This window comes from Anaerococcus faecalis, assembly GCF_013371425.1.
GTDB lineage: Bacteria > Bacillota > Clostridia > Tissierellales > Peptoniphilaceae > Anaerococcus > Anaerococcus porci.
The window spans coordinates 1-21,187 of sequence record NZ_JABVBA010000003.1; the positions used below are offsets into that span (position 1 = coordinate 1).

The 21,187-nt window shown below is 31.5% G+C and carries 20 protein-coding genes and 1 pseudogene; 6 read left to right on the forward strand and 15 right to left on the reverse strand.

Annotation, left to right across the window (positions count from 1 at the left end):
- The 3 genes and pseudogenes from HV819_RS03615 to pepF all read right to left on the reverse strand — a co-directional run.
- Positions 1–783, reverse strand: a pseudogene (locus HV819_RS03615) (IS256 family transposase); the annotation flags it as partial.
- Between the two features lie 355 nt (positions 784–1,138).
- Positions 1,139–1,813 carry a CPBP family intramembrane glutamic endopeptidase gene (locus HV819_RS03620; protein ID WP_154539547.1) on the reverse strand — a complete coding sequence of 225 codons (675 nt, stop codon included), beginning with the start codon at positions 1,811–1,813 and terminating at the stop codon, positions 1,139–1,141.
- Positions 1,814–2,310: 497 nt separating this feature from the next.
- Positions 2,311–4,110 carry an oligoendopeptidase F gene (gene pepF / locus HV819_RS03625; RefSeq protein ID WP_154539549.1) on the reverse strand — a complete coding sequence of 600 codons (1,800 nt, stop codon included), beginning with the start codon at positions 4,108–4,110 and terminating at the stop codon, positions 2,311–2,313.
- A gap of 70 nt (positions 4,111–4,180) precedes the next feature.
- Between pepF and HV819_RS03630 the strand changes: the two genes are divergently transcribed.
- Positions 4,181–5,422 (forward strand): aminopeptidase, encoded by a 1,242-nt coding sequence (locus tag HV819_RS03630; protein WP_154539551.1) that lies wholly within the window; start codon positions 4,181–4,183, stop codon positions 5,420–5,422.
- A gap of 309 nt (positions 5,423–5,731) precedes the next feature.
- Here HV819_RS03630 and HV819_RS03635 read toward each other — a convergent pair whose 3' ends face one another.
- The 3 genes from HV819_RS03635 to HV819_RS03645 are packed head-to-tail and all read right to left on the reverse strand — an operon-like array spanning position 5,732 to position 8,340.
- The gene (locus HV819_RS03635; protein WP_176269540.1) at positions 5,732–6,589 is read right to left on the reverse strand and encodes a class C sortase; all 858 of its coding nucleotides are present in this window, start codon (positions 6,587–6,589) and stop codon (positions 5,732–5,734) included.
- On the reverse strand, positions 6,564–7,442 hold the full coding sequence (locus tag HV819_RS03640) for a class C sortase (RefSeq protein WP_154539555.1): 879 nt from the start codon (positions 7,440–7,442) through the stop codon (positions 6,564–6,566). Before HV819_RS03640 ends, HV819_RS03635 begins: the two co-directional genes overlap by 26 nt.
- On the reverse strand, positions 7,429–8,340 hold the full coding sequence (locus HV819_RS03645) for a class C sortase (RefSeq protein WP_154539557.1): 912 nt from the start codon (positions 8,338–8,340) through the stop codon (positions 7,429–7,431). The genes HV819_RS03640 and HV819_RS03645 overlap by 14 nt, the downstream gene beginning before the upstream one ends.
- 134 nt (positions 8,341–8,474) lie before the next feature.
- On the opposite strand from HV819_RS03645, the gene HV819_RS03650 reads away from it, so the two are divergent.
- The 4 genes from HV819_RS03650 (at position 8,475) to HV819_RS03665 (ending at position 10,320) form a co-directional block, all read left to right on the forward strand.
- Positions 8,475–8,657 carry a DUF1659 domain-containing protein gene (locus HV819_RS03650; RefSeq protein ID WP_154539559.1) on the forward strand — a complete coding sequence of 61 codons (183 nt, stop codon included), beginning with the start codon at positions 8,475–8,477 and terminating at the stop codon, positions 8,655–8,657.
- A 14-nt stretch (positions 8,658–8,671) separates the two neighbouring features.
- Positions 8,672–8,902 (forward strand): DUF2922 domain-containing protein, encoded by a 231-nt coding sequence (locus tag HV819_RS03655; protein WP_154539561.1) that lies wholly within the window; start codon positions 8,672–8,674, stop codon positions 8,900–8,902.
- A 210-nt stretch (positions 8,903–9,112) separates the two neighbouring features.
- Positions 9,113–9,643 (forward strand): sigma-70 family RNA polymerase sigma factor, encoded by a 531-nt coding sequence (locus HV819_RS03660; protein WP_154539563.1) that lies wholly within the window; start codon positions 9,113–9,115, stop codon positions 9,641–9,643.
- Positions 9,644–9,834: 191 nt separating this feature from the next.
- Complete coding sequence (locus tag HV819_RS03665; protein ID WP_154539565.1) at positions 9,835–10,320, forward strand: hypothetical protein; 486 nt, start codon at positions 9,835–9,837, stop codon at positions 10,318–10,320.
- Between the two features lie 45 nt (positions 10,321–10,365).
- Here HV819_RS03665 and nagB read toward each other — a convergent pair whose 3' ends face one another.
- The 6 genes from nagB to HV819_RS03695 all read right to left on the reverse strand — a co-directional run bounded on the left by nagB (position 10,366) and on the right by HV819_RS03695 (position 16,397).
- Positions 10,366–11,088 (reverse strand): glucosamine-6-phosphate deaminase, encoded by a 723-nt coding sequence (gene nagB / locus HV819_RS03670; protein WP_154539567.1) that lies wholly within the window; start codon positions 11,086–11,088, stop codon positions 10,366–10,368.
- Positions 11,089–11,154: 66 nt separating this feature from the next.
- On the reverse strand, positions 11,155–12,510 hold the full coding sequence (locus HV819_RS03675) for a PFL family protein (RefSeq protein WP_154539569.1): 1,356 nt from the start codon (positions 12,508–12,510) through the stop codon (positions 11,155–11,157).
- A gap of 2 nt (positions 12,511–12,512) precedes the next feature.
- On the reverse strand, positions 12,513–12,782 hold the full coding sequence (locus tag HV819_RS03680; protein ID WP_154539571.1) for an ACT domain-containing protein: 270 nt from the start codon (positions 12,780–12,782) through the stop codon (positions 12,513–12,515).
- Positions 12,783–13,293: 511 nt separating this feature from the next.
- Positions 13,294–15,150, reverse strand: coding sequence for a PTS mannitol transporter subunit IICBA (locus tag HV819_RS03685; protein ID WP_176269541.1), 1,857 nt, complete (start codon positions 15,148–15,150; stop codon positions 13,294–13,296).
- Positions 15,151–15,160: 10 nt separating this feature from the next.
- Positions 15,161–15,718, reverse strand: a complete 558-nt coding sequence (hxlB, locus tag HV819_RS03690; protein WP_154539575.1) for a 6-phospho-3-hexuloisomerase — start codon at positions 15,716–15,718, stop codon at positions 15,161–15,163.
- A complete protein-coding gene (locus tag HV819_RS03695) occupies positions 15,708–16,397 on the reverse strand; it encodes a ribulose-phosphate 3-epimerase (protein WP_154539577.1) in 690 nt (229 codons plus the stop codon). The genes hxlB and HV819_RS03695 overlap by 11 nt, the downstream gene beginning before the upstream one ends.
- 142 nt (positions 16,398–16,539) lie before the next feature.
- On the opposite strand from HV819_RS03695, the gene HV819_RS03700 reads away from it, so the two are divergent.
- Positions 16,540–17,286, forward strand: coding sequence for a DeoR/GlpR family DNA-binding transcription regulator (locus tag HV819_RS03700; protein ID WP_154539579.1), 747 nt, complete (start codon positions 16,540–16,542; stop codon positions 17,284–17,286).
- 46 nt (positions 17,287–17,332) lie between these two features.
- Here the strand turns inward: HV819_RS03700 and HV819_RS03705 are convergent, their stop codons facing one another.
- From HV819_RS03705 to rbr, 3 genes are all read right to left on the reverse strand, one after another.
- Positions 17,333–18,490: a mannitol dehydrogenase family protein gene (locus tag HV819_RS03705; protein ID WP_154539581.1), complete on the reverse strand. Its 1,158-nt coding sequence runs from the start codon at positions 18,488–18,490 to the stop codon at positions 17,333–17,335.
- A gap of 2 nt (positions 18,491–18,492) precedes the next feature.
- Positions 18,493–20,400 (reverse strand): PTS mannitol transporter subunit IICBA, encoded by a 1,908-nt coding sequence (locus HV819_RS03710; RefSeq protein ID WP_176269542.1) that lies wholly within the window; start codon positions 20,398–20,400, stop codon positions 18,493–18,495.
- A 128-nt stretch (positions 20,401–20,528) separates the two neighbouring features.
- Positions 20,529–21,122 (reverse strand): rubrerythrin, encoded by a 594-nt coding sequence (gene rbr, locus HV819_RS03715; protein ID WP_154539585.1) that lies wholly within the window; start codon positions 21,120–21,122, stop codon positions 20,529–20,531.
- Positions 21,123–21,187: the final 65 nt, after the last annotated feature.

Consider the following 21,187-nt stretch of genomic DNA (forward strand, 5'->3'; position numbering starts at 1 on the left):
TAGGATATTTCTTAAGAAATGAACCTGGCATCTTTGCCATATTACATTTACGAATGTTTCTTTTATTGCTTTTACTAGAGCTTTGTGAGCATCTGATATTACCATTTTAAGTCCAGATAGTCCTCTAACTTTTAAATATTCAAAGAAGTTTGACCATGAATATTAACTTTCACTAGAACTTAGGTCTAAGCCTATGATTTCTCTATTTTCTTTTTCAGTTGTTTCTATTGCAATATGATAAGCTTTTGATACTACACGATTGTTTTCCCTTACTTTTATGTAGACCACATCTACAATTAGATACGGAATTTTTAGTTTGCTTAAGTCACTATTTCTCCATAGCTTTACTTCTTCGTCAAGCTCTTTAGTTAAAGATGATACAAAGGATTTAGAATATGCTTTACCACACATATTTTCTATCACCTTGGATACTTTTCTTCTTGATACTCCTTGAACATACATTTCTAGCATGGTTATAAGTAGTGCTTTTTCATTTCTTTGATATCTTTCAAAGACTTCTGTTGAGAATTTACCATCTCTTGTCCTAGGTACTCTTAAAGTTAATGTTCCTATTTTGGTTGTATAGTCACGTTCATAGTAGCCATTATGGTAGGTGATTCTGTTAGGATCCCTTTGATAGGCTGTATTTTCTAAATATTCATCTTTTTCCATAAGTTCATTAAAAACTTTTGTTAAGATAGATTTGGCAATTTTATTATCTACAGATTCATTAATTAAATTTTGTATTTCTTCTTGATTAATTGTAAAATGTAATTGGGTCATTTGTTCCTCCTAGTTGGTTTTTGTGGTTAAAAACATTGTACTAGTTTGGGTTTTAAATGACCTTTTTCTTTTTACACAATTATACGGACTCTATCATTTTATTTTATCATATTTTTAACAATATGACTATATTATTAAAATGAAACTGCAATATTTTTATTTATCATTTGATTTTCTTGTGAACTAACTTTATTAATTAAAGTAAATATTTTATATGCAAAAATTCTAAATTTTTGCTATAATAATAGTGTAAATTATCGAATATATTTTAGGACTTATATGATTTCTATATTATTCGTTAATTACCATAATCAAAAAGAAGATCTTCCCCAAAATTTGAGGAAGGTCTTCTTTTTTATAAGGCAAAGTATAAAATAACTACTGATATTAAGTTCCATAGGCTATGAAGATAGGCTGAAAGTCTTAGACTATTTGTAAGGTACCTAACCATAACTAGGACAAAACCTAGAGAAAAATAGACTAAAAATGAGTAAAGGTCTGTAGGAATATGCATTAGGGCAAATACTATATTTGCAAGTATAAGCGATATAATATCTCTTAGGTTTTGGTCGTTTTTTTTAAAGATTTTTCTAATTATACCAGGAAAATACTCCCTAAATGTGTATTCTTCTACAGCTGGAGCAAGTAGTACCATGTAGGCTATAAGAGCTGGTGAAAAGTTTAAGGCTAACATATTTTCTATGGCTTCTTGGTTTTGTGATATAGAAGCATTTGATCCAAATATCATACCTAATAAATAAGATAATGTAAGAATTGATACAAAGCCTACCACTAGAACTTTTAAAGTGTTTAATACCCCCATCTTGTTTTGGTGTCTTCTATAAAAAATAAGATAGAAAATTAAGGTAAAAAGAGCGTATCCTACTGTTATAATAAAAACTATATCTCTACTCATTCCCATCATTATACTAGTTATAGCAGGTGTTGAGCCAAATAATATAAGTAAAATTAAAAGAATAAGTCCAATTATCCTATATTTTCCTATAAATCTTTTTGATAAATATTTCATAATACCCCTTTCATTTTCGTTAATACTAGATATTTACCCTAAATTTTATTGATTAGCTATTTTTATATTTTCTTGTATTTATCATTATAATCAAACTCACTAATGTTTTTTTGATAATTGACACATTTTGAAAAGAAAATCTAAAAATATTCATACTTAAATTCTATCGTACAATTATTATTTTTTAATATATTACTTTTAGTTCTTTCTAAGTTTCTAGCTATTATCTCTTCATATTAAGATTTTATGTCTTTGTTATTAATATCTTTAATATTTTCCTTAATTATCTCATTATATTTTACCTTAAAACTTGGATTTAATAATATATAAGACCACTTTCAAAGTATGTTCAATATATTTAATGCTATTCTTATTTTTCTTTATTTCTTATCATAATAAAATCTACATTTCTATATTGCTATAATATATATCAAGGCACAAAAAAAGAAGGGAAGATCCCCTCTTTACAGTATTTTAATACCTTATTTTATTTGCAATTATTCATATAGTCCAATTTTTTGGCAAAGCTCATCTATTTTGTCTATTATTTCACCTATAAAGTCAATTGTATCTTCTAGGGCTTTGGTATTTGTCATATCTACTCCTGCTTTTTTAGCAAGATCCATTGGACTTAGAGTTGAGCCTAAGTTTAGAACTTCTCTCCATCTTTTTATATCTTCCTTATCTCCATGGATTAACTTTTCTGAAACTTGAGTTCCTATGGTAAGTCCTGCTGAGTAGGTATATGGGTAAAGTCCCATATAATAATGAGGTTGTCTCATCCATGTAAGTTCAGATCCATCTACAAGTTTGACATCACTTCCCCAGAACTCTTCTAGTTTTTCTCTAAAGATTTGGTTTAAGTCATCGCTTGATAGACTTTCTCCCTTATCTACTCTTTCATAGACTTCTCTTTGGAAAGCTGCCTCTAAAAAGTGAGTTACAAAGTTGTGGTAATAGGTTTTTGAAATCATTGTATCCAATACCCAAAGTTTTTGCCTATCATCTTTGGCGTTTTTAAGTAGATATCTTTCCATAGTGATTTCATTGGCGGTTGATGGACTTTCTACAAAATACATTGATACGTTAGTGTTTAGAGCGTCTTGATTTTTGTTGGCATTTTCAAAGTGTCCAGCGTGTCCTAGCTCGTGGGCAAGGGTCATTACTTGACTCATGTCCTTGTTGTAGGTTGTCATGATATAGGAGTGAACTCCGTAAGGAGTATCACAGAAGGCTCCAGTTCTTTTGCCTTCATTTTCTGCATAGTCTATCCATCTTTCTGAAAATGCTCTCTTAAGCATTTCTACATAATCATCTCCCAAAACTTTTAGACCATCAATTATATAATCTCTCGCTTCCTCTATTTCAATTTCTTTAGAAAATCCTGAATCAATGGAAAGTTTAAGGTCTGCATAAGTCATTTCATCTAATTTATAGACTTTTTTGATGATATTTGCATACTTTCTCATATATTTTGGAAGTTTTGCCATAATTGTGTCTATATGATTGTCATAGATTTCTCTTGGTATATCTTGGTAGGATAAAAGCATATCAATTACAGAATCAAAGCCTCTAAGTTTCGATACTATTTTCTCATTTTGCACTTGAGTATTATAGATAGCACCATTTCCTCTTTCATATCTTCTAAGGGCATCGTGGTAGTTTCTAAAAGCTTTTCTTCTTACTTCTGTGTTTTTATCAGCCTCGAAGTATTCTTCAAAGTTGTTGTGATTAAGATTTATCTTCTTACCATCAACTTCAATTGGATCTACTTTTATATCTCCATAACGCATGGAAGAATATTCACCATAAGGTGCATCAAATGTTGGGGCAAGTTTTGATAAAACTTCTTCTGCACTATCATCTAGAATATGGTCCTTTTTATCTAGGATTTTTTTAAGGTAATAGTCATAGTCTGGATTTTCTTTTCTAGTTTTATTTACTATATCTTCATCAATTTTTGTCAATAGTCCATCAAAAAATGTAAGATTTGATCCTATATCACTAGATATAGTACCAAATTTGGCATATCTTTTTTGAGGATGTGGGTCGTTTGCATCAACTTCTGTTGAGATTCCAGCAAAAGATCCTAACCTATGAAGTCTTGCCACTATATCTGATAGACTCTTTAAGGCCCTTTTTAATTTTTCACTAGAGTCTATCTCTTTAAATTCTTCTTTGAAATCTTCACTTAATTTTAGGGTGTTTTCTAATTCATCATAGAAAGCTTTGTCATTTTCAAATATATCTTCTAATTTCCAAGTTTCTTTTACATCAACTTCACTTCTTTTTTTCATAATTTCCTCCTAACTATCTATATTCCATTATACCCTTATAAAGGAGTATAATGAAAAAAACGGAGGTATTATGACTATAAATTTAAAAAAATTAGAAAATTATGCAAAACTTGCAGTAGAATTTGGTGTAAATGTTCAAGATGGTGAAGATGTTTTGATAAATTCTTCTATAGAGGATCCCTCTCTTGCAAGATTTATCACAAAATATGCTTATGAAAGTGGGGCTCGTAAGGTTAGCATAAATTGGAAAGATGAAGAAATCATAAAGCTTGACTACACATACCAAAATCAAAAAACTTTAAATGAAGTTCCAGACTATATAATAGAAAAAAATATCTATCAACTAGAAAAACATAGGTCTAATAGGATTTCAATTATTGGAGATGACCCAGATTTATTAAAAAATTTGGATCAAAAAAAGATAGCTGAGGCTGTAAGGGAGAATTCTTTAAAGCTTAAAGACTTTGTAAAATATACTATGAACGATATGGTTTCATGGCTTGTTATAGCCTATCCTACCAAGAAATGGGCTAAGAAAATCTTTCCCGAACTAAAAGAAAATGAAGCAGTAGATAAGCTTTGGGAATTAATTTTTGACGTAAGCCGTATAGATGAAGACTGGAATAATACTAAAAAGAATTGGCAAGACCATATAGAACTTTTGAATGAGAAGGCAAGCTTTTTAAATGCTCATCAGTTCGATGAAGTTTGCTACAAGTCTTCTAACGGAACAGACCTTAGGGTAAAACTTCCTAAAAATCATATATGGATGTCAGCATCATCAAGAAATGAAAAGGGAGATACTTTCTTGCCAAATATACCAACAGAAGAAGTTTTCACCTCTCCTCAATATGATGGAGTAAATGGAAGACTTGTTGCAGTAAAACCACTTGTATATAATGGGGTGATTATAGATAAGTTTGAATTTACCTTTAAGGATGGACTTGTAGTAGACTTTAAGGCAGAAGTTGGATATGATACTTTAAAGGAAATGCTAGAATCCGACCCAAATGCTAAAAGACTTGGAGAAATCGCCCTTGTACCATACCATTCTCCAATAAATGAATCCAATGTCTTATTCTTTAATACACTTTTTGATGAGAATGCCTCATGCCATTTCGCCCTAGGTAAAGCCTATCCTACTACTATAAAGGGTGGTACAGAAGTAGCTGACGAAGATCTGCACACCATAGGTCTAAATGATTCTTTAATCCATGAAGACTTCATGGTGGGAGCAAAAGATCTAGATATAAAGGCCTACAAAGATGGAAGAGAATATCAAATATTTACAGATGGAAATTGGGCTAAATAAACTTAAGAATAAAAACTGAAGTTCTTTTTAAAAAAATAGCGAATTTCTATCTTTTCATGATTGTAAGCTAGTCTTAGAAAATTTCAAAAAAGTTTAATTGATATTTGATACCAAATCATCATAAAGTATTTGTAATGGTTTTTAAAGATTAATTCATTATAAAATTATCGATAAACTAGCAATTATTGGTATTTAGCTACTATTATTTTTATGTAATATATTTCCTAGATTATTAATATATGTATTTAATATAAAAAGTAGATGAACTTTTTAAATTCATCTACTTTTTATATAGCTTGACTTAAATTTTCAGCTAATTTTTCGATTTTTTATAAGTTTTATTATCCTACTTACCACAAAAATAATAAGAATAAAATCTATAATCATAAATCCTACATAAATATAATTTGTTATCTTTACATTCTCACTTACTTCAATTTTTTCTGTCTTTTGATTTTCTGTAGGATTTTTTTCATCTTCTACTCTTCTTGCATTTACCAAAAGCCTATTTGGCCTTGGCCAAAAAAATGGATGACAGGTAAGAAGGGTTATTATATCTTCTCCCTTTTCTATTCTTAAGCTTTCCCAATCAAAAGGACCAATTACTTCTTTTGAAAATACTTTGTATGTTAGAGTCCTATCAGCTCTTTTTATATAAATTAAATCTCCATTTACCAAATCATCTGCATATAAGAGCATGGTATCTGCCCACCATCCCCTATGGCCTGCAAGGACTGAACGTGTTGATTCTCCTCCTACCGGGATTGATGAACCTGATACTTGTCCCAATCCCCAGGCTATATGGTCATAGCTTGCATCTAGATAAATTGGAATTACTTTTCCAAGTTTTGGTATTTCTATATAAGCAAATATATCATCTGGATTATCAAGAATTGATTTAGACCCGAAGTCCCCTACTTCAAATGGATCTGTCATTGATATGTCAGAATCTTTTATAGTTTCATTGTATGCTATAGCTCTTTTTTCTACCTCGTCTAGGATTTCTTTATCTTCCTCTGCTTGAGATTTCAATACTTTTTCATAGACCATTTTGTTTTCTATGTCGGAGTAGAATCTTTTTGCAATAGGAAAGGCTAGTATTATAAGACCTAGAAGTATTATTATATAGCCAAATATTTTCTTATTTTTCTTTGAGTCTTTCTTCAATATCTTTTACCTCCATGTTCATCTTTTTTTGACGATGTTTTTCTCTAATATAGGTTAGAATGGTAAATAAAAGTATAGGGATAAGAACTAAAAATAGTTGGTAGAAGTCTGGTCTTATCTTTGGGGTGTTGGCACTACCATCATCTATTGCCTGAGCATAATCTATTCTTTCTCCTCTTACTAAAAGCCTATGTGAATTTATCATATATGGTGTACAGGTAAGAAGGGTTGCATAATCTTTTTTATCAACTACTAAAATAGGATCAAAGTTAGTAGGCTCTACTACTTGAATTTTATCCACCTTGTAGGCTAAAGTTTCTTTTATATTGTGGATATAGAAAATATCTCCCTCTGTAAGTTGATTAAGATACCTAAATAAGACTGCGTTAGGAAGACCTCTGTGAGCTGTGATTACCGTATGGGTGGAATCTCCCCCTATAGGAAGCGAAGTTCCCTCAAGGTGACCTGCTCCCTTTTCAAGAACATCATCGCTTGTTCCTGCATATATTGGGATATCTACTGCAATTTTTGGTATTTCAATATGCCCTAACATCTCATGGACTTCAAGCATTCTTGCATAGTCGGCCTTAGCTTCTTTTACCTTTTCATCATAAGGGTCAGAGATTATAGATGGATCTAAAGTTTGGTTGTAAACTCTCGCTAATTCCATCCTTTTTTCTAGGTCTTCTTTGCTTACATCATCCTTAGCCTTTTTAAATTCTATGATTTCATCTTTGGCCTCTATCTCGTAGAATTTTTGGCTTATAAAAGGATAGGAGAAGATAAGAAAACCCACTAGGAATATGAGTAAAAAAGGTAGATTTCTTCTTATGTCTTTTTTACTTAACTTCATCATCTTTACCTAAATTTTCTATTTGGTTTTTGATTTCATCAATTTTTTTACTTGTCTTATTATTTTCTTTCCTTAGTTTTCTTATTCTAAATAGGAGAATTATTATAATAATAAGGGCTATAAAGAATAGAATCCTAAATATCCAGTTGGTTTTGGCTTCTTTAATCAATTCTTCATCTACACTTTCTACATATTCTACCCTGTGACCTCTTACTAAAAGTCTATGTGAATTTATCATAAAAGGAGTACAAGTAAGTAAGGTTGCATAATCATGTCCTGGAAAAATCATAAGATCTTCAAAGTTTGTAGGCTCTATTACTTTGATTTGATCAACTTGATAGGCAAGGGTTTCTTTAATATTATGTATATAAAACTTATCTCCTATTTTAAGTTGGTCAATATTTGTAAATAGAGTCTTTTCTGGTAGACCTCTATGGGCTGTAAGGACTGTATGAGTGTTGTTTCCACCTATAGGAAGAGAGGTTCCTTCAAGGTGGCCTACACCAATTTGTAATACATCTTCACTAGTTCCTGCATAGATGGGTAGGTCTTGATTTATCTTTGGTATTTCTATATGACCTATCATTTCCTCTACTTCGAGCATTCTTGCGTACTCCCTCTTGCCAGCTTCTTGTTTTTCCTTAGCAAATGGATCTTCCGGTACAACTCCTGATAGAGCATCATTGTATGCTTTTGCAAGACCAATTCTTCTATCTATTTCTTCCTTATCAATCTTTGACTTACCTTGGTTAAATATTTCTACTTGTTCCTTTGAATCTAAGGTATAGTACCATCTTGATATTATAGGATAAAGAAGAACCAATATCCCTATTAGAAATATCAGCTTCCATAATATATCTTTTAATGTAATTTTTTTCTTTTTTTTATTCTTACTCATTAAATCACCTATTTTAAAGTCCTTGTTTATTATATCTTACACTACTTGATAATTTTAATAAAGAATTTTTGTAAATATATAATTTCAGGACATTTTCTTCTTTTGCTCTATCTATAAGTGAAAGGAGATAAGATATGAAAATTAGAATATTATTTAAAATCAATGATGGTGCAGAGGAAAAAAAGATTTCTAGAACTTTTTCAAATTTAAATGAAGCATTAAGTAATGAAAATCTTAAAAACTTTGCCCAAGCCTACATGTCACTTACTGACATTACTGCTTATACAGTAGAAAAAATAACAAGTAAAGAAATATAAGGAAGGAGTAAAAAATGGAAAATAGAAAATTAAAATTAGGATTTAAGGATGACTTCAATAAGTCAAAGACCATATCAGTTGACTATCCAAAAGTAGACCTTAACAATCAAGAAATAAGGACTGCTATGGATAAGATTATAGAAAGCAAGGTAATAGAAACAAAAGATGGCAAGATAAGTAAAGTTGACAAAGCCTATATAGAAAGAGTTTCAAGAGACGAAATCAATGTAAATGAAATAATTTAAGTAAAGCTGGCTTAGGCCAGCTTTTTAAATACTAAATTTAAATAAAACTTATCAGTCTTAATGGAATTTAAGGTCTATTATTTTAACCTTAAAGTTCTTTTAGGCAAATAATAAAGTCCTAAAAGGACTTTAGCAAATTAAACTTTTATATAAATTTCCTATAGACTAAGTATGTCGACAAATAAATAGCGATCGCAGTAAGGAAATTTTATGAAAATATGTATAGAAAACTTGGATGCGATTATAAGAAAGTACAAACCACTTATCATAAGCACTATAAACAAGTTTCCAATCTATGATAGGAATGAAGCCTATATCAAAGCTTATGACTTTATCCTTAATATAGTGGAAGACTATGATGAGAAAAGAGGAAAATTTGGAGGCTATATAAAATATAGACTATATTATTACTTTCTAGATATGAGTAAAAAGAAAGAAGCAATATCCCTAAATGATAAAGATAAAAAGGGAATAGAACTAATAGAAAATCTTAAAGATAATATAGACATAGAGAAAGATTTGATTAAAAATGTCGAAATAAAAGTATTAAATGATGCAATAAAAAAGCTTAACAAAAGACAAAGAGATATAATCTATCTAAAATACAACAAAAATTTCTCCCACAAGAAGATAGGAAGTTTATTAAATATTAGCCCTAAAACTGTAACTAATATTCATGGTGATATTATATATAAGCTAAGAAGGATTTTACGTGAAGAAGAGATTTTAGAAAATTTTTAGTTTTTTATAAAATTTCATAAGTTCTAAATAGAGGAATTAAAGCTTATAATTAATTTTTTGATTTCATTAAAATAATTTCATCGGAAATTCTTTTATTAAGATATAAAACAAGCCAATAATTGACTAATAAGATGAAATATAGTACACTTAATGTCTAGAGAAGACTTTCTTCTGTGGGGAAAGGAGGCTTTATGGACAATATTATCGCCATCTTACCTATTGAAATCAAAGGTTTTGGTATTGGCTGTGAGGTCTATTATACATCTCATATTGTAAAAGATAAGAGATCATGTGAACTTTTTTTGAAACATTTGTGTGCCAAAAGGGCTATTTCTGTAAAACTTATGCACAAAAGAATGAAAGATATCTTGAAAGTTTCAAGGAATTTACCTTATTTTATTGATTCCTTCAATGTATTTTTTCCCTTTAAGATAAATGAAACTGACCATGATAATCTTAGGAGAGCTTTTGTAAATGCCTTTTATGTTGAAAATATCAAAGATTCTACTATTTTTCTCAAAAATGGGTCTACCCTTTCAAGTCTTAATAAGGATAAGTCCTTAAAAAATAATTTTAACCATGCAAGTAAGGTGATGTACATGGCCTTAGCTAAAGAATCTACTAACTTTAAAAAAAGGCTTGAGCTTTATCAAAGTCTTAATATACTTGATTTTTAAAAAACAGGCTCCCTCAAAAAGGGAGCCTGAAATCTTAGATAATATTTATCCTTCATATGCTTCTTTATCTACAAATAAATAGCAATTTGGGTGAAGGTGTAGTAGGCTTGCTGGGAAATTTGTGTCAATTTTATCATCTTCTATAATTTTCTTTACAGCATCAAACTTATTTTTTCCACTTGCAAGTACAATTATGGTTTTTGCATTGAAAGCATCTGCCATTCCCATTGATATTGCGTATTTTGGAACATCTTCTTCTGATTTAAAAAATCTTGAATTTGCCTTTATAGTTTCATCTGTAAGCTTAACTATAGATGTTCTTTTGTTAAGTTTGTCAGCTGGTTCGTTAAAGGCTATATGTCCATTGTTTCCAAGTCCTAGTATTTGAATATCTCTAGGTCCCATTTCATCAAGAACTTTGTCATATTCTTTAGCATATTTTTCGTCATTTGTATCAGCCTTTGGTAGGTGGGTATTTTCTTTTTTAATATTTACCTTATTAAATAAGTTTTCATCCATAAAATATTGATAAGATTGTTCATTTTTTGGGTCAATTCCTACATATTCATCAAGGTTTACTGACTTAGCCCAGTGGAAAGATATTTCTCCATCTTTTTGTGCTTTTACTAAATTTTCATAAAGTCCAACTGGTGTTGAACCTGTTGCAAGTCCTAATTTTGATTGTGGCTTTTCTACTAAAAGGCTTTTAAATAAGTCTGCTGCTTTTTTGCTCATCTCTTCATATGAATCACTTACTATAACTTTCATATAAAATCCTTTCTTTATTTATTTGTTTCTTTTTATATTTTACTGGTTATTGTTTTTTTTTAAATGCTAATTTTTAAATGAATGAACTGGAGCTGGTATTCTTCCACCACGATTTATAAAATCAGATGAAGAAGACTGTCTTATATCCATAATTGGAGCATAACCTAATAACCCACCAAATTCGGCATAGTCACCACACTTTTTGCCATAGACAGGAATTACTCTTACTGCTGTTGTTTTTTGATTAATAACACCAATTGCTGCCTCATCTAAAATCATAGCTGATATAGTAGAAGCCTCAGTATCTCCAGGGATTGCTATCATGTCAAGTCCCACAGAACATACACTTGTCATAGCTTCAAGTTTATCAAAGGTCAAATGTCCTGCATCTGCCGCCTTAATCATAGCTTCATCCTCACTTACAGGAATAAAAGCTCCTGAAAGTCCTCCAACAGATGATGATGCCATAAGACCTCCCTTTTTTACTGCATCATTTAGCATAGCAAGAGCTGCTGTTGTTCCATGTCCCCCAACATGCTCTATTCCTATCTCTTCAAGTATTCTTCCTACGCTATCTCCAATAGCTGGGGTAGGTGCTAAGGATAAGTCAAGGATTCCAAATTCCTTGCCAAGTCTTTTAGCTACATCACGACCAATTAAATCTCCCATTCTTGTAATCTTAAAAGCAGTCTTTTTGATAGTTTCATAGACCTCATTTATTGGTTTTTTCTTATCTTTTTCAATAGCAGCCTTGACAACTCCAGGTCCTGATACACCAACATTTATAACAGTATCAGCCTCTCCTACCCCAAGAAAAGATCCTGCCATAAATGGATTGTCCTCAACTGCATTAGCAAAGGCTACAAACTTTGCACAACCTAGAGAATCTTGGTCTTTGGTAAGTTTGGCTAAGTCTTTAATTCTCTCTCCTATAAGCTTAACTGCATCAAGATTAATACCTGCTCTTGTAGATCCTACATTTACAGATGAACAAACATAATCAGTAGTTGAAAGGGCGTGTGGAATAGAGTTTATCAAAATTTCATCAGATTTTGTCATAGATTTTTGAACAAGGGCAGAAAAACCACCGACAAAATCAACTCCAACATCTTTTGCCACCTTATCAAGAACTTCTGCATATATCGTATAATCATCCAAAGCTGAGCTTGCTGCAACTAAGGAAATAGGTGTTACTGAAATTCTGTTATTTATTATAGGAACTCCATATATCTCTGATACTTTTTTGGTAGTTTCAGTGAAATTCTCACATTCTTTCATCATCTTTTCATAGATTTTTTTGGTTGATTTCTTATAGTCACTATCGGCACAATCAAGAAGGTTGATTCCCATAGTAATAGTTCTAATATCCAAATGCTCTTGGTCAAGCATCTTTATTGTTTCAATAATTTGCTTAGTATCCATAACTAAATCCTTGCCATCTTATCAAAAAGTTCTTCGTTTTGGAGCCTTAAATCAAGGCCAATCTCCTTAGAAAGCTTTCCTATAGCCTTATTTACATTTTCAAAAGAATCATTAGACTCTTTTAAGTCAACATTTAAAATAGCAACAAACTTATCATCCATAATAGTTTGACTAAAATCTAGGATGTTGATATTGAACTTAAAAAGTAGTTCAGAAACCTTATATACAATACCCGGTTTGTCATTTCCAATCACTGTCAAAATTGCTTTCATAATATTCTCCTATTTTTCCAAAGTTTCTACTAGAACTATTTTAGCATAATAAAGTGAAATTTAAAACAAGCTTTTTAGACCCATTATTAAAGGGACAAAATGAACATCCCTTTTGTCCCATGTTATAAACTATTCTTATTAAAAAATCTCATTTTAATTATGCATATGCCTATAATAATTAAAGAGAATTTGTTTTGGTGCACTTGAATCTAAAGCTTTCCCCCACCCGCATAGCAGATGTTTTTTGCTTTACTATATTCCATTTGCTCAACTAACTTAAGTGTACAATAAAAAACTGCCATTTGGCAGCTTTTCTGTAGACAAAGTACTTTGAAATTTATTATACACAAAACTTCTTACATCTAGTTAAAGAACAGAACATTACTTTAACTTAAGTAAATAGTAAAGGAAAGTCCCTTTATATCTAAATTAATTATATAGTAAAGAAAAACTTATTAGCTTTATTCATTAATTTACTCTCTGCAATAAAAATTTGTCTTTTTTCAAATTCTTATTTATTCTCTTTTGTTAGGATTTCGTAGATTTCGTCTCTATTTGCATTTTCTACAAGATTATTTACTACTTCTTCTGCATTGATTTTATTTGCTACGTTTGCTAGTATTCCTATGTGGTCATCGTCTTTTCCAGCTATTCCTACTATTAGTTTTACAAGCTCTCCGTCCCAATCTACTCCTTTTTTACTAACTATAACAACTATTCCAGATTTTTTTATAGATTTTTTAGTTTCACTAGTCCCATGAGGTATGGCAAGACCTATACCAAAGTGAGTTGGAGCTTCCTTTTCTCTTTGAAGCATACCAGCCTCATATTCCTTATCTACATAACCTGATTTTTCCATAAGTTCTTGAACTTTCTTTATAACTTCTTCCTTACTAACAAATGTTTCATCAAGGATTATATTTTCTTTTTTTAATATTTGCCTATAAGTTTTATTTTTCATTTTCTTTTCTTCAAAGCTTTCATAATACTTGCCTTCTTGATTTTTAATTTCGGATAATAACCTATCTAAATTGACATCATTAAGATAATTCTCTATTGTTATAATATTATAATTTCCAAGTTTTCTTTTTGCCCTGTCATACAGGTTTTTGTGTAATACAACTACATCATAATCACTTGGAACTTCTTCTATGGTAAAGTTTTTAACTTGAATACTGTTTATGTTGTTATCTTTTAGCATTTTTGCAAATCTTGATGCTCCCATGGCAGATGAACCCATTCCAGCATCACAAGCAAAGGCAACTTTACTAATTTTTCCTGTGATTTTCTTATTTTGTTTCATTTCTTTAGTTTGAGCTTCATATTTTCCTATATTTTCTTCGCTTTCCTTGCTAGCTTTAAGAATTAATGATGTAACTAAGAAACTTACAAGAGTTGCTACAAAAACTCCTAATATAACTCCAAAGTAGTTTCCTCTTGGGGTTAGGGCAAGGTAGGAGATGATTGAACCTGGTGATGGTCCCGCTGTTAATCCAACTCCTAGTAGGTTAAAGATAAAGGTTCCTGACATTCCACCTAAAATCATTGCTATTATTGTGATAGGTTTCATCAATACATATGGAAAGTATAGCTCGTGGATACCACCTATAAAGTGGATTACTATAGCTCCTGGTGCTGATTTTCTAGCTGATTCATTGCCAAAAAGGGTATATGCTAGTAAAAGTCCTAGACCTGGTCCTGGATTTGATGCCACCATGAAGTATATGGATTTTCCTGTAGCAAGGGTTTCTTGCATACCTAATGGGTAGTAGATACCTTGATCTATTACGTTATTGAGAAATAACACTTTAGCTGGTTCATTTATCACTGAAAGTAAAGGTAAAAATCCTGTTGATACTAATACTTCGATTGCCTTTGTTATTAGAATATTTAACGATTCTATAAGTGGTCCTATAAATAAATAAGATAGAATCATTAGGATAAAGCCTAAAATACCAATAGCAAAGTTATTAACTACCATTTCAAAACCAGACCTAATCTTATTTCCAAGTAATGAATCTACTTTTTTCATGATATAGCCACCAAGAGGTCCCATTATCATGGCCCCTAGAAACATTGGTATTTCGGCTCCTATTATAAGTCCCATTGTTGCTATGCTACCTAGTACTCCACCCCTTTTTCCACCTACCATGGTTCCGCCAGTATTTGCTAAAAGTAATGGTAGGAGGTATTTAACTGATGGAGCAACAAGGCCTGCCAATTTTTTATTTGGAAACCAACCTGATTCGATAAATAGGGCTGTTACAAGACCCCAAGCTATAAAGGCGCCTATGTTTGGTAAGACCATATTTGTTAGAAATCCACCAAATGACTGAACTCTTCCTCTAATTGATATTTTTTCTGACATTTCTTACTCCTCACTCAAGATTTGCATGGTATTGCCATAGTTTGACCATATCGATATTTTTGTCATTAACTATTTTCAAAGCTATAGAATCACCTAGTATTAATAACGCTTGTTCAAACAAACTTGTCATAGGTTGCTTGCTTAGAAGCTCATCTTTTAGATTTAATTTAGTATTTGTTGGTATCCTAAGCATGATATCAGTATATTCTTTCATGCTTGAATTAGGGTTTGAACCTATGTAACAAACCATTGCTCCTATCTCTTTTGCCTTTTTTGCTATGCTTAAAGGATAGAGACTTTCTCCACTTCCTGAACCTACTATAAGCAAATCGTTTTCAGAAATAGCAGGCTCTGTTATCTCCCCAACTACATGACAGCTTACACCAAGGTGGGATAGCCTTTTGGCTATAGCCTCAAGTGAAAGCTTAACTCTTCCTACACCTACAAAAAATACCTTCTCAGACTTATTAATTTTTTCTATTAACTCATCAACTTGTTTTTCATCAATTTTTTCAAATAAGTTGGATAACTCACCCAAAATAATTCCATAAGATTCTTTAAAGTCCATTTTCTGCCTCCTTTATACTTTTTATGATGTTTTCCCTATTTTCCTTAAGATTTAAGCCTTTCTTATACAAACTTTTTGAACCTAAAACCAAGTCTCTTGCACCATATGATATATAGTCATTAAACTTATCAGTACTTACCCTTCCATCTAGTTGTATTTTTGCCTTAGAGTTTGATCTATCAATCATTTCTTTGATATTTTTAATCTTCTCTAGACCATATTTTATTTGCCCTTCATTTTTGTTTGTTGCATAGCCTGGATTTATCATCATAATTAAGACAGAGTCTAGTTGGTCTATTACGTATTTTAGAACACTTTCATCCCTCGCAGGTGTAAGGGCAACTCCTACTTCTATGCCTGCATTTTTTACTATATCTATATATCTTTGGACATGAACTGATGTTTCTTCATGGAAGCTAATCCTATCAACATTTAAGTTAATCATCTCTTTTATAAAGTATTCGTTGTTGACACTCATTATATGAACATCAATATACATATCAGTATATTTTCTAATTTCTTTTATTGTTTCAAGTCCAAGTGGCATAGATGGGGCAAAAGCTCCATCTATAACATCTATGTGTAGCCTATCAAAGCCTGATTCTTTAAGCTCATCAATGCTTTTTTCAAGATTTAATAAGTTAGCACACATTATGGATGGTGATAGTAAAGTCTTCATTTGTGCTCCTTTTTTTGCGTGTTTATGCTGTTTTATCTTATATTACCATCGTAAACACGCATTGTCAAGCATTTTCCTGTATTTTTTTGCATGTTTGCTTGATTTTTTAGATAATCTAGGTAAATTCTTATTAGGAGAATATATGTTAAAAGCTGAAAGACAAGAAAAGATTATTGAGATTCTCGAAGTTGAACACAAGGTTATAGCAAGCGAGCTAAGTAAAAGGTTTGACGTTTCAGAGGACACTATTAGAAGAGATTTAAAAGAATTAGATAATTTAGGAAAACTTAAAAGGGTTCACAGTGGAGCTTTAAAGATTGGACCAAAGATTACCAATTTTGAATATAGATCGAAGATTGGTCAGGAAGAAAAAAAAATCATGGCTAAAAAAGCACTTCCATTTATAAAGGAGAACTCCCTTATAGTTATAGATGGTGGAACTACAAACAACACCCTTATAAACCAAATTCCTCTAGACTTTAAGTGTAAGATTATTACAAATTCCATACCTATAGCAGTGAGTCTTAACAACCACAAGAATATAGAGTGTATAGTCTTGGGTGGAGACTATGACAAAAGAACTATGAGTAATTTCGGACCAATGACCCTAAAAGAACTTGATTACTTTGTTCCAGACATTTATATAATGGGAGTTTACAATATTAATCTCGAATATGGTGTAAGTGTAAATACCTTTGAAGAGTCTGTCATAAAAAAGAAAATGAGTGATATTTCTACAGATGTCTTATGTATGGTTACAAAGGATAAGCTTGAAACTGTGAGCAATTACAAGCATACGAACTTAAAGGATATAACTTATCTTATAACATCTAATTGGGAAGATAAGTTTAAGAAAAAATATAGAAAATTTATTGAAAAGGTAATATAAATAATTAAAATATCCAGACCAAGTGGCCTGGATATTTTTTATGTTTTTAGTCTATTTTTTCATATTCTTCAACTATTTTTTCAAATAGTCCACTTCTTTCGTCTTTTTTGATTTCTGCAAAGTGTTCAATGGCCTTTTCTATGCCATTTTCTTTGATATAATCTTGTATTTCTAATGCTTTTTCATCTTCTTTGTTGTCATATTTGAATGCATAGGCTATGGCTTTAGCAAGATAATCATATTCTAGATTATTGTCATAGGCTGATATTGCAGGACTTACTAGCCTATCTGTTTTACCTAGCTTTCTTTGTGGATCTCTTGCAACTCTAGCTACTTCATCATGGCTTGCTGTCTTTAGAAATCTATTTAATTTTGATTCTTTGAATTTATCTAACTCTACTTTATCAAATCCATATTTTTTGATTAGTACTTTTGATGATTCTTCCATTAGTTTTTTAACATCCGAAAGAATTTCTTCATCTCCGAAGGCCTCATCCATCATTGTGTAGCCTTTATAGTAACCAAAGTAGGATGTTGCTGCATGAACTCCGTTTACTAGGAAGAGTTTTCTTTCTAGTTCTTCGTCTATGTTTTGGGTGTATTCAGCATCTTTTATTGGTTTTGTTGTTGAATCTTTTAGTTTTGTTTGTTCAATTACTGCTTCGAAGTCGTCTGAAATTTCTACTACTGACCTTCCATCTACTGTTTTATTTTGTACAATTCTGTCTGTTACTGTGTTTGGGAAAGTTGCAAGGCTATCTACTTCTTCTTCTGTTAGACTTGTGTTTTGTAGTAGGTGTCCTTTTAAGATATCACTTGCTCTGAAGGCATTTTCAAAGGCCATTATGTCTACTTTTGGTGTAGATGGGTCTTTTTTTTCAAGGCCTTTTGCTATAATCTTTGATGTTGAGTCTAGGTTTTCTACTCTTACTGAGGTTGTTATGATATCAGCTTTTGTAATTGCTTCATAGATTTTTTCAAGATCTTCATCTTTACTTGAGCATAGGGCTGATACATTTTCAAGTTTTATAGCTTTATTTTCATGATCCATTAGTTCTAGACCTACATATCCATCTTCATTGATTTGGTCTACTATTTTGTCAAATACATCTACAAATATGAGTTTGTAACCTGAGTCGTGAATTATTTTTCCAAGTAGCCCACGACCTATGGCCCCTGCTCCAAATTGAATTGCTGTCTTCATATTTATTCTTCCTCTCTTGTTAAGATTTCATATATCTCATCTTTATTGGAGTTTTCTACTAAGGAATTTACTATCTCTTCTGTGTTGATATTATTTGCGACATTAGCAAGAATTCCTATATGATCATCACCTTTTCCAGCTATTCCTACTATTAGTTTTACTAATTCTCCGTCCCAGTCTACTCCATTTTTACTTGTTATTACTACAAGACCTGATTTTTTTATCTCTTTTTTAGTTTCATTTGTTCCATGTGGAATGGCAAGACCTATGCCAAAGTGGGTAGGGGCTTCTTTTTCTCTTTGAAGCATACCAGCTTCATAACCCTTATCTACATAGCCTGATTTTTCCAATAATTCTTGAACTCTTTTAATGGCTTCTTCTTTATTTTCAAATGTTTCATCTAAAATTATATTATCCTTTAATAAGATAGTATTTTTCTTTTCTTCTTTCAAGTCAGCTATTTTTTGAGTTTCTTCTTTTACTTCTTCTTTGTTCTCAACTTTTGCTGTACTTTCTGCTTCTTTAAGCCTTTCTACAACTTGATCATATTCTGGAGCTTGCATGAAGTTATTTACTGAAACATGTATTGCATTTGGAACGATTTGTTTTGCACGCTCTGTAAGATCTTTATGGGTTACTACAAGGTCTACATCTTTTGGAAGATTGGCTATAGCTACATTTGTTATATCTATTCCTTCTAATAATCCTGCTTCTTTTAGTTTTTTCTTTAAGATGCTTGCTCCCATGGCTGATGAACCCATTCCTGCATCACAAGCAAATCTTATCTTTGAAATGTTAGCAAATGACTTTTCTTCGTTTACTATTGCTGTTTCTTTTCCAGATTTATTAGCTTTTACATCTCCCTCTGCCTCATCTAAACTTTTTGAGCTTTTAGAAGTTCTTAATATTACTGAACCTATAGCAAAAGAAATGACTGTTGCAACTAGAAATCCTAGGATTGTTGCAAGGTAGGAGCCTTTTGGAGTCATAGCAAGCCAAGCTAGAAAACTTCCTGGTGATGGGCTTGCTACAAGTCCACCATTAAGGAGTTCAAGAGTAAAGGTACCTGAAGCTCCTCCCACTATTGTTGCAAGGATTAGTTTTGGATTCATAAGGATATATGGGAAATATATCTCATGGATTCCACCGAAAACTTGAATTATAGCTGCACCTGCCGCTGATGATTTTTCTCTTTTATTACCAAAGATAGAATAAGCAAGAAGAACTCCTAGTCCTGGTCCTGGATTTGATTCAATCATAAATAGGATTGATTTTCCAGTATCTGCAGCTTGTTCTAATCCTATTGGTGTAAAAATACCATGATTTATGGCGTTATTTAAAAATAGGATTTTTGCTGGTTCTATAAAGATGTGAACTAAAGGCAAAAGTGATCTTTCTAATAAGAAATTTATTCCAGCTGCAAGTAAGCCAGTTAGACCTGATATAAGAGGTGCTACAATTACATATGATAAAAGGGCTAAGCCTAAGGCTAAAAATCCTGCAGAGAAATTGTTTACAAGCATCTCAAAGCCTTCTGGAACATGTCCTTCATAAGCATCTTGAAGCTTTTTAAGTAGCCATCCTCCCAAAGGTCCTAAAAGCATGGCAGCAACCAGCATTTTTTCTTCTCCTGCTGCAGCTATTGCTCCCATTAAAGCTACTACCCCTACTACTCCACCCATTTTAGGATTAATAAGGTTTCCACCTGTATAGGCTATAAGTGCTGGTATAGCATATCTTAGAAGTGGATCTACTATCTTGTTGAAATTTTCATTTGGTAGCCATCCTGCTGGTATGAATAAGGCCGCCATAAATCCCCAAGCAATAAGTGCCGCTATATTTGGCATTACCATGCTTGAAAGGAATGATCCAAAGTTTTGGACTCTAGATCTTATACTTTTTTCTGTCATAGTCTCCTCCTTTATTTATTTATTATAATTATACCCAATAAATAAATTAATAACTTAAAAAAAAACCTGCCTATAGGCAGGTTTTTTAATGAAAGATTCTAATTTTTATTTTTTAAATTCTTTATTAATTAATAATTAAAGTTTGCAACCTCAAAGAAATCTTGTGGATGTTTACAAGCAGGACAAATCTTAGGTGCTTTTTTACCTTCGTAAAGGTATCCACAGTTCCAACATTTCCAAATTACTTTTTCTTCTTTTTCAAATACTGTTCCATTTTCAATATTATCATGAAGTTTTTGATATCTATCTCTATGAGCTGCTTCTACTTTAGCAATATGTTCCCAGCTTCTTGCTATTTCATCAAATCCTTCTTCTCTTGCAATTTTTGCAAATGATGGATACATATCTTCAGCTTCTTCGTTTTCTCCATCGATTGCACCTTGAAGATTTGTTAATGTATCATGGTATACAACTGGAAATGCTGTATAATCTGGGTTTAATTCGATTGCATCAAGTTTAAATTCTTCTTTAAGATATTTATAAAATTGTTTAGCATGAACTTGTTCGTTTCTTGCTGTTTCCTCAAAGATTTGTTGAATTTGAACATATCCTTCTTTTTTAGCGATTTTTGCAGCAATTGTATATCTCATTGTTGCTTGTGATTCACCAGCAAATGATGTAATTAAGTTACTTGCTGTCTTTGTTCCTTTTAATGATGTCATTATATGTACTTCCTTTCTCTTGCGTTACTCAAATACATGTTCTTGTCATCTCTACATTAATTACT